We start from the raw sequence: 13,125 nt of genomic DNA, 5'->3' as shown, positions 1-13,125 counted from the left end.
GGCGGCCGGGCTCGGTAGTGCTCGCGTCGTTCAGCTAACAGGCGTACTCGTAATTTATGGACATGTCAATAACGGTTGGCCCGGGCTTTACCCTGCTGAGGACAGCTCGCTTCCGTGCAACCGCAAACAACTGCTTCAGGCCGGCGAGGTGGAGCCGAGGGAGAAGCACGACGTCCGGCCGCCGTCCACCACCAGGTTGGTGCCGGTGATGTACGCCGCCTCGTCGGACAGCAGGAACGCCACGGCTGCGGCGATCTCGTCCGGCTGTGCGATCCGGCCAAGCGGGATGGTCGCCTCGTGATCGGCGCGTTCCGCGGCTGGATCCGGCGCGGCGTCGAATTCGGCCATCAGCATGGGGGTTTCGGTCTCGCCGGGAGAGATGCTGTTCACCCGGATTCCGTCCACCGCCAGCTCCGCCGCGAGCGCGCGTGTCATCGCGAGTACGCCGCCCTTAGTCGCGGTGTAGCCGACATAGCCCGCCTGGCCGAGGATTCCGAGCTCGGAGCCGGTCGTGACGATGGATCCGTAGCGAGCCGGGACCATCCGCCGGGCGGCTTCGCGCGCGACGTAGAAGCAACCGGAGAGGTTGACGTGGAGTTGCCGCAACCAGTCGTCGTCGTGCGTCGTGACGGCCCGCGCGATCACGGAGATGCCGGCGTTGCTGAACACCGCCGACACCGATCCGAGTGCCTCGGCGCGGTCGAAGGCGTCGGCGACCTGACGAGGATCGGCAACGTCGGCCGGTAGTGCCAGCGCCGCGGTGCCGGTGGCCCGGCACTGCGCCGTGGCGTCCTCGAGGTCGTCGCCCGGTAGTGCGACCAGCGCGACGGCTGCACCTTCCTGCGCCAGCCGAAGCGCCGCGGCACGGCCGATACCTGAGCTGGCGCCGGTGATGAGTGCGACCCGGTTGGTGAAGCGTGCCATTGAGACTCCTTCCGGGCTTCGGTAGGAGCCTACGTCTGAGTCGAGATCGCGTGCTCGGGGCAGCAGTCGATTGCGTCGCGTACCGCGTCCTCGAATTCGGTTGGAACGTCGGGTTGATGGGCCACCGCGTATCCGTCGTCCGTCAGGGAGAACACGTCGGGGCATAGCCCGACGCACACGCCGTGCCCGGCGCAGCGGCTGTCGTCGACGGTGACCTTCATCGTGACTCGTCGGCGATCGCGAACTCGAGGTGCAACTCGGTCAGTCCGCGGAGGATGAACGTCGGCACGTATCGGTAGCGCCGTGCGCCCGCGGGCCCGTGTTCCCTCTCCGAGATCCCGATGTCGGTGGTGCGGTCGAGAAGCCGCTCGATGCACACCCGGGCCTCAGCGCGGGCGAGGGGCGCGCCGGGGCAGGAGTGCACGCCGCGGCCGAAGGCGATGTGACGGCGGGAGTTGAGCCGCGCCACGTCGAATGTCGCGGGATCCTCGAACAGTCGCGGGTCGCGGTTGGCCGCCCCGTTGAGCACCATCACCGTCGTACCAGCCGGGATGTCCACTCCGCCAACGGACGTGGTGGTTCTGGCCAGCCGGAAGTCGCCCTTGATGGGACTGTCGAACCGCAGCGTCTCCTCGATGAAGTTGGGAATGCGGTCGCGCTCGCGCCGCAGTAGCTGCTGAAGGTCGGGCTGCTCGCCCAGGATCTGCAGGGCCGCGCCGAGAAGGCGCACGGTGGTCTCCTGGCCGGCGGAGTAGACGTTGGAGGCGATGCGGGCGACCTCGATGGGTTCGGGCAACGATCCGTCGGGGAACGTCGCGTTGGCCATCCCGGTGAGGACGTCACCGCGCGGCTCGCGGCGCCGGTCCTCGATGTAGGCGGAGAAGCGTTCGTACAGGTACTCCAACGGATTGTGAGTCGTGACGAGCTCGCCGGAACCGCCGTCGTTCGCGTGTCGACCCAGCGCAGCGACGAACTCGTCGCGGTCGGCCTCGGGCACGCCGAGGAGGTCGGCGATGACGAGCAGCGTGAAGGGCCCAGCGAAGCCGTTGATGAACTCACCCTCACCGCCGGTGAGGAAGCCGTCGAGGACCTGGTCGGCCAACTGCCACATGAAGTCCTCGTTCTCCTTGAGGCGCTTCGGCGTGATGAGACCCATCAGCAGTGCGCGCTGAGCGGTGTGGACTGGCGGGTCGACCGTGAGGATCTGGTCACTCAGCGGAAGTTCTTCGCGGTGGGCCTCGATCAACGTGCTCACGTCGTCGCCCTCGAGAGGGACCGGGAACCCTGGGAAGGGACCCGTGGGCGCGTTGCACGACGAAAAGGTCTGCGCATCACCGAGAATGGCGACGGCTTCTTCGTGACCGGTCACCATCACGACGCCGTGATGGGGTTCGCGCCGAACCGGGCACTTCGCCCGGGAGGCTTCGGCGTAGGGGTATGGGTCTTGACCGACCTGGTCGTCCCGGAAGAAGTCCAGCCCCTCGACGTTCACCGGTTGGTCCGCCCCAGGTCGACCGGCAGCTGAATGCCGGTGACGTGCCGAGCCTCGTCGGAGGCGATCCAGGCAACGGCGGCGGCGATGTCGTGGACGCTGGACGTCTGGTCTGGAAGGCCGCCGATGAACAAGGTCCCGAGGTCGGGGGCAAGCTCCTGGACCTGGGGGAAGAGCTCGGGAACCGTCAGATCCGTTGTGACACCGTGCGGATGAACGGTGTTGACACGAATTCGATACTCCGCCAACTCGTTCGCCAAGGTCTTCGCCAGCCCGACCAGCCCATGCTTGGCGGCCACGTAGCTGCCGAGGAACGGCAGACCACGCAGACCGGCGACCGAACTGGTGAATACGATCGCACCGCCGCTTCCCTGTTCGAGCATGATCGGCACTGCGGCCTTCGCGGTATGAAACGCACCGGTGAGGTTGACGTCGATGCTCTCGCGCCAGTGTTCGGCACTGATCTCCCACACGCGGGCGGCGGTCGTCATTCCGGCGTTGGCGATCACGACGTCGAGTCGGCCCAGCTCGGCGACGCCGTCGTTCAATGCCGTTGACAGTGCGTCGAAGTCACGGATGTCGACCTGCCGAGCGACGATGCGTCGGCCGAGTTTCTCGACCAGCGCGGCGGTCTCGTCGAGATCCTCCGGTGTCGCGCCCGAGTACTGCGTCGTCGAGAGCGGGCTACAGATGTCGACGGCGATGATGTCGGCGCCTTCCGCGGCGAGTCGTTCCGCCTCGGCACGCCCCTGTCCGCGGGCCGCGCCCGTGATGAAGGCGACCTTGCCGGTGAATCGGTGCGCTATCGGCGCATCGGGAATGGGAGCCTCTTGCACGGCTTCTCGCGTCGCTGGCTGTGTCATGTGTCTCGATCCTCCTGGGTGGTGGTCGGCCGGTGCGTCCCGGTCACGTGTTGCGGCCGCCGTTGACGCCGAACATCTGGCCGGTGATGTACCCGGCCTCCTCGGAGGCGATGAAGGCGCAGGTGGCGGCGATGTCTTCCGGTGTGCCCATGCGCCGGACGGGTGTGGCGGCGATGACGTCGTCGATCCGGTGATCGCCGAAGTCACCGCGCCTTTCGGCGTTGCGCAGCATCGGGGTGTCGATGAAGCCGGGCAGGACGGCGTTGACCGTGATGCCCTTCGGTCCGTACTCGAGTGCCAGGCTCTTGGTGAGCCCGTTGACCGCGGATTTGGCTGCCACGTAGTGCGATTTCATCGGCGTCCCCGAATGGGTGCTCGACGACGAGATGTTGACGATGCGTCCCCATCCGGCGGTCAGCATGTCGGGCAGCGTCGCCTGCACGGTGTGGAAGACACCGTTGAGATTGACGTCGATGACGCGTTGCCACTCGGCGAACGTCACGTCGTGGAATCGGGTAAAGCCCTCGGCCCCTGCGGCATTGACGAGGATGGTGACGGGTCCCAGCGTCTCGCGGACGTCGGCGAGCGCCGCGTCGATCTGCGCCCGATCCGTCACGTCCGCAGCGAACGAGAACCCGGTCTCCGCGGGCTTGACGTCGAGCGTCGCGACCCGATGCCCGTCTTCACTCAACCGGTGCGCGATTGCCTGACCGATACCCGACGCGCCGCCGGTCACGACGGCCGTGTGCACCGTCATGCCGGTACCTCCGCCAGCGGTCTGATCGGTGACATGACAACTCCTCTCGGCCGGTTACGGCAGTGAATCAAGGGGTGGATGACGTGGTTCGGGGGTGAGCTCAGGTGGACTTTCGCGGAGCACGCAAACCGAGAATGCGTCGGCCTACGTCGAGAAGCTGTTGGCGCAGCGCGTCCTGATCGGGATCGACGACGCTCGTTGCCGCCCCGGCAAGGCCCGTCAACACCGCCGTCGCCTTGATCAGTCCACCGGGGCCGGGTTCCACTCCGGCGAGCAACGCAATCTCACGGTCGATCACGTCGCGCCATCGCGGATGGTCCTGCAACAAGCCGGTGACGCTGGGATCGAAGGCTAGGACGGCGGCGACGGCCCGGTTCCTTGCGGTGAAGTCCGCATACCCACGAATCATCGCGTCCGCGCGGGAGCGTGCAGTTCGTTGCCGTTCCGCGGTGACGACGATGTCGTCAATCTGGTGCAACATCGGTTCCATGACGGCGAGCAGCAGCTCTTCGCGGGTGCGGAAGTGGTAGTAGATCGCGGCCTTGGTGAAGCCAAGTTCGTCGGCGATCATCTGCAACGACGTGCCGGCGAAACTGTGCCGAATGAACAGTGCCACAGCAAGATCCAGGAGGCGCTGACGGGTATCGGTCGCGGTCGCAACCTTGCTCAACCCGGCGTCCAACCCTGCGGTGGTCATCCCAGCTCCTGCCCATTGATCCGTGTGGCTCCACCCCGACGCTACTTGCCGATCGGCAAGTGCGCAACTGTACGGTCGGCAAGTTGTCCGCGGTGAACTTTCGCCCCCGTGACGCCGGCCGCCGCGAAACGGTTCATGATCGTCCGGGACGAATCAGGAGGTGCCGGTGGCGACATTGACGTCGGTGAACGTAGGGCTTCCGCAGAACGTGGCGTGGAACGGACGCACGGTCTACACCGGCGCCTGGAAGTCGCCGGTGGACGGGCCCCGGATGGTGCGTCGGCTCAACGTCGACGGGGACGGTCAGGGGGACCTCGGCGGGCACGGCGGTGAGAACCGCGCCGTCCTGGTCTACCAACTGGACTCCTACCGGCACTGGGCGCACGAGTTCGGCCGCGACGACCTGACGCCCGGCATCTTCGGCGAGAACCTCACCGTGGAGGGCATGCCCGACGACGAGGTGTGCATCGGGGACCGCTATCGGATTGGCGAGGCCCTCTTCGAGGTCACCCAGCCACGCGTCACCTGTTATCGCGCGGGCATGCGGATCGGCGAGCCGCGAATGGCGGCACTGCTGGTGTCTCACCGCCGACCCGGGTTCTACTGTCGGGTCCTGGCCGAAGGCGAGATCGAGGCCGGGCAGGAGATCGTCAAGGTCGCTGCGGGGCCCGAAGGAGTGAGCGTCGCCGAAATCGATGCGCTGCTGTACCTTCCGGGTCACCCACGTGACGCGCTCGACCGTGCCCTCCGCGTCCCGGCGCTCAGTCCCGGGTGGAAGGCGTCCCTGCAGAGCATGGCGGCGCAGGGCGCTTCGGGTGCGACGACGTCAGGCAACGTCGGTCTGACGGCAGCCGCCAGCAGCCCGCCGCCGGCGTGGCCCGGCTTTCGTCCGCTGCAGGTGACTGGCACGCGCGACGAGAGTCGAAGGGTCCGATCGGTCACCCTGGCCGCGCCCGATGGCCAAAGGTTGCCGGAATGGCTTCCCGGGCAATCGATCACACTGCGGCTGTCTGCCGACCGTGGGCCCGTTCTGCGCAGTTACTCGCTGTCCAACCTGCCGGGGTCGAACGAATACCGGATCAGTGTGAAGCGGGAACCGCACGGGGTGGGCAGTGCGTACATCCACACCCACATCCGGGCCGGTGACGTCATCGACGTCGCGGCGCCGCGCGGCGCCTTCTTCCTCGTCGACGGCGATGCGCCGGTCATCCTGTTGTCCGCCGGCGTCGGCATCACGCCTGTGCTGGGGATGCTGCACTCGTTGGTCAATGCCGGCTCCACCCGCCAGGTCTGGTGGTTGCACGGCGCGCGCGACTCCTCCGAGCATCCGTTCGCACGGGAGAGCCGCGAACTGTTGAACCTGTTGCCGGGCAGTGAGTCCCGCGTCTACTACAGCCGCCCGCTGGCATCGGATCGGCAAGGGGTCGACTACACCGCTCAGGGCCGCCTCAACGCCGACCTGGTGTCCCAGCTTGGCCTGCCGCGTGACGGGAACGCCTATCTGTGTGGCCCCGCGTCCTTCATGGAGCAGCTCGGGGCTGGTCTCGCCGCCTACGGCCTGGATCCCGCCCGGGTACACACGGAGACGTTCGGGGCTGCCGGCGCGCTGACGCCGGGTATCGCCGCGTCGTCGATTCCTCCGCACCTACCGGTCGGCGCGCCCGGCCCGGGCCCCGAGGTGCAGTTCGCCCGCAGCGACATCTCGGCGCCGTGGGGGCCGCCGTCGGCAAGCCTTCTCGAGTTCGCCGAGACGTGCGACGTGCCGACCCGCTGGTCGTGTCGGACCGGCGTCTGCCACAACTGTGAGACGGCGCTGCTGTCCGGCGCCGTTCGCTACGATCCGGAACCGCTGGACATGCCTGCCGAGGGCAACGTGTTGATCTGCTGTGCGCAACCGACCGAGGCCGTCGTGCTGGATCTGTGAAGGCGCTTCAGATTTCGATCCGTGCACCCATGACCACCGTCCGGTCGCGCGGCAGCCTGAAGTGTTCGGCGGCGTCCGCGGCGAGGTAGGACGTGGCGATGAACAACCGCTTGCGCCACGACGCCATGGTGGGCGCGTCACCCCGAGTCAGTTCCAGCTTCGAGAGGAAGTAGGACACGTCTTCGACGGTGATCGGGCCTTCGGTTTGCGCCTCGTCGATAAGCCGCAGCGCACTCGCGATGTCCGGCGGTTCCTTGTAGCCGAAACGCGCTGTGACATGGATGATCCCGTCGGCGAAACCCAGGGCGTCGACGTCGATCCGTTCCGGTTCAGCCACGCGCGGCACGGGCAGCGTGTCGATCGACATGATGATCACGTGGTCGTGACGGACGTGATTGTGCTCGACGTTCGCTCGCATCGCCAGCGGAGTGGTCTCCTTGCCGCGGTTGAGGAACACCGCCGTCCCCGGAACCCGCTGTAGCGGCGGTTGACGGTCGGCGATCTCGGCGATGAACTCGGGCAGCGAGCCCTCGGCGTGGTCACGCGCCCGGGTCACGGCCCTCCGGCCGCGCTGCCAGGTGGTCATGACGGTAAAGGCCGCGATCGCAATCAGCAGCGGTAGCCACGCACCGTGGACGAACTTCGTGAGGTTGGCGGCCAGGAACATCAGATCGACGAACAGCAGTGCACCGCCCCCGAAGAGGATGAGCCACAAGGGCGTTTCCCATCTCGTCCGGGCGATGTAGAGGAACAGCAGGGTGGTGATCGTGATGGTTCCCGTCACCGCCATGCCGAATGCGTACGCCAGTGCGGTGGAACTGCGGAAGGCGAACACCAGGATGAGTACGCCGACCATCACCATGACGTTGACCGAGGGCACATAGATCTGCCCGTAAGCCCTCGCCGAAGTGTGGACGACGCGCAACCTCGGCAGATAGCCGAGCTGCACGGCCTGTGATGCCACCGAGAACACCCCCGTGATCACTGCTTGGGAGGCGATCACGGTGGCGGCGGTGGCCAGCAGCACCATCGGCAGTCGCGCCCACTCCGGAGTGATCAGGAAGAACGGCGCACTGACGTTCCGCTCGTCGGCGAGAATCAGCGCGCCCTGCCCGAAATAACTGAGCACGCATGCAGGCAGGACGAGGAACAGCCACGCCACGACGATGGGCCGCCGACTGAAATGCCCCATGTCGGCATACAGCGCTTCGGCGCCGGTGACGGCGAGCACGATCGCGGCAAGCGCGAAGAAGGCGACGCCGAAGTTCCCAACAATGAACTTCAACGCGTAGATGGGGGAGAGGGCTTTGAGGATCTCCGGTTCGTTGACGATGCCGTTCACGCCGCAGGCGCCGATGGCGGTGAACCACAGGATCATCACGGGTCCGAAGAATCGGCCCACCGCGGCGGTGCCGTTGCGTTGCACGGAGAAGAGCGCCACGATGATCACCGCGGTGATCGGCACGACCCAATCCCTGAGGTCCGGCTCGACGGTCTTGAGGCCCTCGACCGAGGATAGCACCGAGATTGCGGGCGTAATCATGCTGTCGCCGAAGAACAGCGCGGCACCGAAGAGGCCGAGCAGTGCGAGCATCAGAGCGGTGCGACGACCTCTTGCCACGCTCCAGCGCCGCAACATGGTGATGAGTGCCATGATGCCGCCTTCACCGTCGTTGTCGGCGCGCATCACCAGCGTGATGTAGGTCAAGGTCACTATGATCATGACCGACCAGAAGATCAGTGACACAACGCCGTACACGTTGTCGGTGGTGATGGGCACGGGGTGCGGATCGCCCGGGTTGAACACGGTCTGGATGGTGTAGATCGGACTGGTGCCGATGTCGCCGAACACCACTCCCAGTGCGCCGACCACCAGCGCCAAGCGGAGGGGGCTAGCACTGGGCACGGGAGGCGACGACGCTGTCTCCGATTTCGGGTGCATGGCGAGCCTCTCGCTTGTGGTGGTTGACGCTAATGGTTTGGTCGATCGAGTTGGCGCGCCCGCGCTACCGTTGCGGCGAGGCCGGTGTCCTGCAACGAGAATGCGGCAAGCCCTGGTGCGTTAGCCGTGCACAGGTGGGCGAGGACGTGACCAGGCTGCGTCTCGATGGCGCACGTAGCACCGAGTTCGGGAAGCAATCGGGTGGCGTCGTACCACTGCACGGGCTGCGCCACGGACTGAGCGAGATCGTCGAGGATGGCGTCGGCGGTCGTGACGGCCCGCCCACGGCTGTTCGTGAGATACCGGGCGGCGGGGGTGTGCCGCGGAAGCCCGGCGAGGTGCTGCGCCAGTCGAATAGCGGTGTCCGCCTGCACCGGACAGTGTGAGGCCGCCGCGACGTCGAGTCGCTCGAAGTCGGTGGCGCCTGCTGTTCTCGCGGCATGGGACGCGTCGTGCAATGCCGTGGCTGTTCCGCTCAATACGGTCTGGGTGGCGCTGTTGACGTTGGCCAGCCACAGCGGGTCGGCGTCGGTGCCGGTCCGTTCGGCCAGCAGTTGTGCACTGCGAATCGGCAGGCCGGTGATCGCCGCCATGCCCCAATCACCGTCTCTACAAGCGTCGTTCATCAAACGGCCACGAAGTTCGACGGTGGTCAGGGCGTCGTCGAGGCTCATTGCGCCGGCAGTGACCGCGGCGGCGAACGCGCCCACCGAGTGGCCTGCGACGAACCGCGGCGCCAGGCCATGCTCTTCGGTGAGGGCACGCGCGCAGGCGACTCCGGCGATCAAGAGGGCGATCTGGACGTTGGTGGTGTCCTGCAGGGCTGCGGCACTGTCGATGTCCTCGGGCAGGCCAAGTCGTGCCAGGCAGGAACGGGATTCCGAAATGACGGCAGCAACTGCGGGACCATTGGGCAACGCATGCAACATGTTTGGCTGCTGGGACCCCTGTCCGGGAAACAGGAAGGCGAGGCTCATGACACGGCGACGGAGCGCCGGACGAGGCTTGGTCCGTGCGGAGTCTTGACCAGGACATCATCGCCCTCGGACAGCAGTTCCGCGAGAGCAATTGCTCCGGAATGGGTTTCGACCTGGCAGTCGATCCGGACATTCAGCCGGCTGAGCCGTCGGTGCAACGCGTCGAGTCGATCCAACGCGGTCGGAAGAGATGGCACCCGGATCACCAAATCGAGGTCGCTGTCCGGTGTTGCAGTGGGCGTTCCGGAGGCCAGTTCGAAACCCACACTGCCGGTCGGTCCCCACACCAGGCCGGTCTCGATCAGCGGAGCGCGGACCGTCGACAGCGCCCGCATCGCCGCCACCTCGCGACCGGGCTGTGGCGCGACGTCCGCGAGGTCTTCCGGCGCCACCGTCTCCCGCACGTCATCTCGCTGGATGGCCCACGCGTAGCGATGCGACCTGTCCCGGCCACGGACACCGACCGCGATCAGCCCTTCGGGTGCGAAGGCCCGTCGGACGACGACCCATGGAGCGGCTTGCAGCGCCCCTTTAACCCAGGACGGCGCGTCGTCGGACAGGACGTCCGTCGCGGTGGTGGACACCCGGAGCAAGTCATGCGGGCGTGGGGACGTCATGGTGTCTGCGGGTCCGGATCCCATTGCCGTGCCAAGAGATCCCGAACGGCACGCGAGGCGTGGCGGGTGGTGACGGCGGCATCGGAGTCGAGTCGATTGGACAGATCGCGCGGGCCGCGGCGGGCCCGTTCGACGGCGCCGGCGACCGCCGCGCCGACCGTATCGACGTCGTCTGGCGTTGGGGCGTCGGCATTGTCGACCGCGAGAAGGCCGTCACAGAATCCGAGTTTGGCCCAGTCCTTCACGTCGTAGCTCATGGGCACGATGGTCTTGGCGAGCTCGTTCAGCTCATCGACGGTGCGACGGGTGATCCGTGCTGCGGCGGCCTCGTGCATGGCGTGGATCTCGACCTTCGGGTCGTCGAGGGCGAGGATTTGGTTGGCCTGCAGGCCGTGGGTGAGGAACCCGCCGGACAGCGCGGTACCCACGACGAGGGCGACGATCGGGTGTCTCGCGTTGCGGGCAGCGTGATAGGCGTCGACGGTGGACGCCATCGCCTGGTGCAGACCGGCCATTTCCTCATTGCGGCCGTACGCCTGGCTGGGGAGATCGACGACGGCGACAATCGCGCGCTTGTGGTCGGCGTCGCGGTCGGCGTCGATCAGGTCGCGCACGGACTGGGCAAGGGCTAGTGACTCGGTCAATCCGACCTGTCCCTCCCGCGCACGGTAGAACCGGTTGTTTGGGTCGGGGACCACCGCGAGGTATCGGGCGGTCTCGGTGGTCGCGACGAGCACCGACGGAATGATCTGCTCGATCGGGGTGCCGCCGCTGAGCGCACGCAGCCAGGTTCGGCCGCGGGTGTCGGCGTGGTGACCGTCGTCCGATTCGACTGCTGCACGGCGCTTGGGTTCCGGGACCGGGACGTAGTCGGGGCCCCAGAGTTGGTGTAGCTCTTCGGGTCTCGGGGGAGTGGCGGGGTCCAGCGTCGCCAGCCGCGAGGCCAGCACGTCGAGGCGTTGGCTGCGGTGGGTGCCTGGCTCTGCGACGCCGGCCGCGATCGCGTCGATGAGCGCATCGCGCAACAGGTCCGCGTCGTCGGAGATCAGGTCGTCGACCAATCCGGTGGCGTAGCGCTGTTCGCCGCCGTCGACGGCCCAGATCAGCGCGTGATCACTCGAGTCGAATTCCTCGACGCCACCCTCCTCTTCGATGACGGCGGGCCCGTTCAGTCCGATCCTGGCCTGCGGGGTGACGATCAGCCGGGTGCAGAGACCGGCGGCGATGCTCATTCCGCCGAATGACCCGACGGTGCCGGCGACGACGCCGATGATCGGTGCGAGGGGACGCAAGTCCAGTATGGCCGAGCAGATCTCGGCGACGGCGTTGAGGCCGAGGTTGGCTTCCTGCAGCCGCACGCCGCCGGTCTCGAACAGGATCACGGCGGCGGTCGGTGTTCCGGCCCGCGAGTCGGCAGCCGCCAGCAGCAGCGCCTGCGAGATCTTCGCCCCCGACACCTCGCCGGTGCCGCCGCCCTGAAAGCCTTGTTCGATCGCGGCGACGACCACGGGATGGCCGTCGACCGTGCCGCGGGCGATGACGGTGCCATCGTCGGCCTGAGGCGTGATGCCCTGCGGCGCCAACCACGGTGACTCGAGCCGGTCGAACGGCCCGGCGAGCACCCGCAGCGAACCCGGGTCAAGAAGCGCCGAGGCGCGGCCCAGCGCGTCGAGTTCGATGAAGCTGCGCCGCCGCAGCAGCTGTTGCCACGGTTGGCCGGCGAGGAGTTCGGGGGCGGTCATGACGGCTCTCCGTTCGTCGCTTGTCCATTCGCCACCGCCGCTTCCGCTGCTTGACGCAGCCGCAGGGTGACGACGCCGGGGGTGGCGCCGAAGTCGTTGAGTTCCCAGCGGCCGGCGAGCGCGGTACGGGTGAAGAACCGTTCGAGGACGTCGTGCCAGACGGTGTCGAAGCCGTTGACGCTGGTGCGGACTCGCACCGCGGCGCGGTCGGCGGGCTCGTCAGCGGTGGGTGGCTGAAGCAGGATCTCCAGATCACCCGACGCGACGACACCGATGTGCACGGCGCGCGGCGCTGTCTGGTCTGCGGGGAATTGGTAGTTCAGAGTTTGCATGGCGCAGCGCTCCGTTCGTCTAGGGCGTCGAGAAAGAGGGTGGTCGCCAGCAGATCTCCGCTGCCCCCGGGCGACAGCCGATGGGCGGCGCACAGGGCGTCGAGGGCCGCGAAGTGGTGCCGTCCTGCGGGGGTGCGGCATCCACCCGCCGCGAGGACGGCGCGTGCGCCTTCCTGCACAGCGGTCAACCCCACCTGTCCACCGCGGTGCAGTAGGCAGGTGTCGTCGAGATGAGCCATCAGAGATAGCAGTGCGGCCAGCCGCGCGGACGCCTCGTCGGCGCCCGACCGGCGCGCGGCGCGCAATGCAGGTAGCGCATGCAGGCGGACGTGTGGGAATCCTGCCTGCGCCTCGCCCGCCGCACCCGAGGCACCGTACCGGCGGCGGACTCTCGCACCGTTCGAGGTCGCCACTGCCGCGGCACCGAGCGCAGGGTCGGGGAGCTGCGCAAGACGGGCCGCGACGTCGATCGCGCCGGTCGCACTGCCAGCGATCGCCACGCCGGCCCCGAGCAGGCCGAGTGCCCACAACGCACCGCGGTGGGTGTTCACTCCGCCGGTGGCCCGGAGCATGACCCGTTCGCCGGCCCGGCCGATTTCTCCCAACCGGGCGCGCAGCTCGGGTCCCGGCGTCGATTGCATTGCCGTCGAAGCACATTCAGTGAACGCGTCCCGCAGCGACTCGGCGGAGTCGTGCAGCAGGGCCAGGCTCATGTCGGAATGCGCGCCGGGTCCGCGCCCGTCGACGAGGCCGGGCTTGGGTGTAAGGTCGGCCTCGGAGCGCAGCGCCGTGACGGCGAGGTCGGCGATGCCGGTGGCGTCGAGAGTCGTTGCCGGGGCGAGGATTGCGGCGGTCATG

General features: G+C 67.6%; 13 protein-coding genes. 1 reads left to right on the top strand and 12 read right to left on the bottom strand.

The features are described from left to right. Window positions 1-135: 135 nt before the first annotated feature. The 6 genes from N536_RS0133980 to N536_RS0133955 all read right to left on the bottom strand — a co-directional run bounded on the left by N536_RS0133980 (window position 136) and on the right by N536_RS0133955 (window position 4,733). Window positions 136-924, bottom strand: a complete 789-nt coding sequence (locus N536_RS0133980; RefSeq protein WP_029117692.1) for an SDR family NAD(P)-dependent oxidoreductase — start codon at window positions 922-924, stop codon at window positions 136-138. A 29-nt stretch (window positions 925-953) separates the two neighbouring features. Continuing rightward, window positions 954-1,145 carry a ferredoxin gene (locus N536_RS0133975; RefSeq protein ID WP_029117691.1) on the bottom strand — a complete coding sequence of 64 codons (192 nt, stop codon included), beginning with the start codon at window positions 1,143-1,145 and terminating at the stop codon, window positions 954-956. Continuing rightward, window positions 1,142-2,416 carry a cytochrome P450 gene (locus tag N536_RS0133970; RefSeq protein WP_036438591.1) on the bottom strand — a complete coding sequence of 425 codons (1,275 nt, stop codon included), beginning with the start codon at window positions 2,414-2,416 and terminating at the stop codon, window positions 1,142-1,144. Before N536_RS0133970 ends, N536_RS0133975 begins: the two co-directional genes overlap by 4 nt. Then, window positions 2,413-3,279, bottom strand: coding sequence for a mycofactocin-coupled SDR family oxidoreductase (locus N536_RS0133965; protein ID WP_051574970.1), 867 nt, complete (start codon window positions 3,277-3,279; stop codon window positions 2,413-2,415). Before N536_RS0133965 ends, N536_RS0133970 begins: the two co-directional genes overlap by 4 nt. Before the next feature lie 43 nt (window positions 3,280-3,322). Continuing rightward, on the bottom strand, window positions 3,323-4,030 hold the full coding sequence (locus N536_RS0133960) for an SDR family NAD(P)-dependent oxidoreductase (RefSeq protein ID WP_029117688.1): 708 nt from the start codon (window positions 4,028-4,030) through the stop codon (window positions 3,323-3,325). 106 nt (window positions 4,031-4,136) lie between these two features. Continuing rightward, window positions 4,137-4,733 (bottom strand): TetR/AcrR family transcriptional regulator, encoded by a 597-nt coding sequence (locus N536_RS0133955; RefSeq protein ID WP_051574969.1) that lies wholly within the window; start codon window positions 4,731-4,733, stop codon window positions 4,137-4,139. Between the two features lie 166 nt (window positions 4,734-4,899). On the opposite strand from N536_RS0133955, the gene N536_RS0133950 reads away from it, so the two are divergent. Further along, a complete protein-coding gene (locus tag N536_RS0133950; protein ID WP_029117686.1) occupies window positions 4,900-6,657 on the top strand; it encodes an MOSC and FAD-binding oxidoreductase domain-containing protein in 1,758 nt (585 codons plus the stop codon). A 7-nt stretch (window positions 6,658-6,664) separates the two neighbouring features. Here N536_RS0133950 and N536_RS0133945 read toward each other — a convergent pair whose 3' ends face one another. The 6 genes from N536_RS0133945 to N536_RS0133920 are packed head-to-tail and all read right to left on the bottom strand — an operon-like array spanning window position 6,665 to window position 13,124. After that, window positions 6,665-8,599, bottom strand: coding sequence for a KUP/HAK/KT family potassium transporter (locus tag N536_RS0133945; RefSeq protein WP_036438588.1), 1,935 nt, complete (start codon window positions 8,597-8,599; stop codon window positions 6,665-6,667). Window positions 8,600-8,628: 29 nt separating this feature from the next. Then, window positions 8,629-9,576: an ACP S-malonyltransferase gene (locus N536_RS40285; protein ID WP_036438586.1), complete on the bottom strand. Its 948-nt coding sequence runs from the start codon at window positions 9,574-9,576 to the stop codon at window positions 8,629-8,631. Continuing rightward, complete coding sequence (locus N536_RS0133935; protein ID WP_029117684.1) at window positions 9,573-10,193, bottom strand: malonate decarboxylase holo-ACP synthase; 621 nt, start codon at window positions 10,191-10,193, stop codon at window positions 9,573-9,575. Before N536_RS0133935 ends, N536_RS40285 begins: the two co-directional genes overlap by 4 nt. Next, window positions 10,190-11,935: a biotin-independent malonate decarboxylase subunit beta gene (mdcD, locus tag N536_RS0133930; RefSeq protein WP_036438584.1), complete on the bottom strand. Its 1,746-nt coding sequence runs from the start codon at window positions 11,933-11,935 to the stop codon at window positions 10,190-10,192. The genes N536_RS0133935 and mdcD overlap by 4 nt, the downstream gene beginning before the upstream one ends. Further along, window positions 11,932-12,267 (bottom strand): malonate decarboxylase acyl carrier protein, encoded by a 336-nt coding sequence (gene mdcC / locus N536_RS0133925; RefSeq protein WP_029117682.1) that lies wholly within the window; start codon window positions 12,265-12,267, stop codon window positions 11,932-11,934. The genes mdcD and mdcC overlap by 4 nt, the downstream gene beginning before the upstream one ends. Then, window positions 12,255-13,124 (bottom strand): triphosphoribosyl-dephospho-CoA synthase, encoded by an 870-nt coding sequence (locus N536_RS0133920; RefSeq protein ID WP_029117681.1) that lies wholly within the window; start codon window positions 13,122-13,124, stop codon window positions 12,255-12,257. The genes mdcC and N536_RS0133920 overlap by 13 nt, the downstream gene beginning before the upstream one ends. Window position 13,125: the final 1 nt, after the last annotated feature.

Origin of the sequence: Mycobacterium sp. URHB0044 (assembly GCF_000620625.1) — a bacterium.
In the GTDB taxonomy this organism is placed as follows: domain Bacteria; phylum Actinomycetota; class Actinomycetes; order Mycobacteriales; family Mycobacteriaceae; genus Mycobacterium.
Note: the sequence above shows the minus strand (reverse complement) of the source record. Positions and strands in the feature narration are given on the sequence as shown.

Bases quoted from the DNA above. Each gene is read 5' to 3' on its own strand.
- N536_RS0133980 (WP_029117692.1), bottom strand. From the start codon at position 924: ATGGCACGCTTCACCAACCGGGTCGCACTCATCACCGGCGCCAGCTCA.
- N536_RS0133975 (WP_029117691.1), bottom strand. From the start codon at position 1,145: ATGAAGGTCACCGTCGACGACAGCCGCTGCGCCGGGCACGGCGTGTGC.
- N536_RS0133965 (WP_051574970.1), bottom strand. From the start codon at position 3,279: ATGACACAGCCAGCGACGCGAGAAGCCGTGCAAGAGGCTCCCATTCCC.
- N536_RS0133955 (WP_051574969.1), bottom strand. From the start codon at position 4,733: ATGACCACCGCAGGGTTGGACGCCGGGTTGAGCAAGGTTGCGACCGCG.
- N536_RS0133945 (WP_036438588.1), bottom strand. From the start codon at position 8,599: ATGCACCCGAAATCGGAGACAGCGTCGTCGCCTCCCGTGCCCAGTGCT.
- N536_RS40285 (WP_036438586.1), bottom strand. From the start codon at position 9,576: ATGAGCCTCGCCTTCCTGTTTCCCGGACAGGGGTCCCAGCAGCCAAAC.
- N536_RS0133935 (WP_029117684.1), bottom strand. From the start codon at position 10,193: ATGACGTCCCCACGCCCGCATGACTTGCTCCGGGTGTCCACCACCGCG.
- mdcD (WP_036438584.1), bottom strand. From the start codon at position 11,935: ATGACCGCCCCCGAACTCCTCGCCGGCCAACCGTGGCAACAGCTGCTG.
- mdcC (WP_029117682.1), bottom strand. From the start codon at position 12,267: ATGCAAACTCTGAACTACCAATTCCCCGCAGACCAGACAGCGCCGCGC.
- N536_RS0133920 (WP_029117681.1), bottom strand. From the start codon at position 13,124: ATGACCGCCGCAATCCTCGCCCCGGCAACGACTCTCGACGCCACCGGC.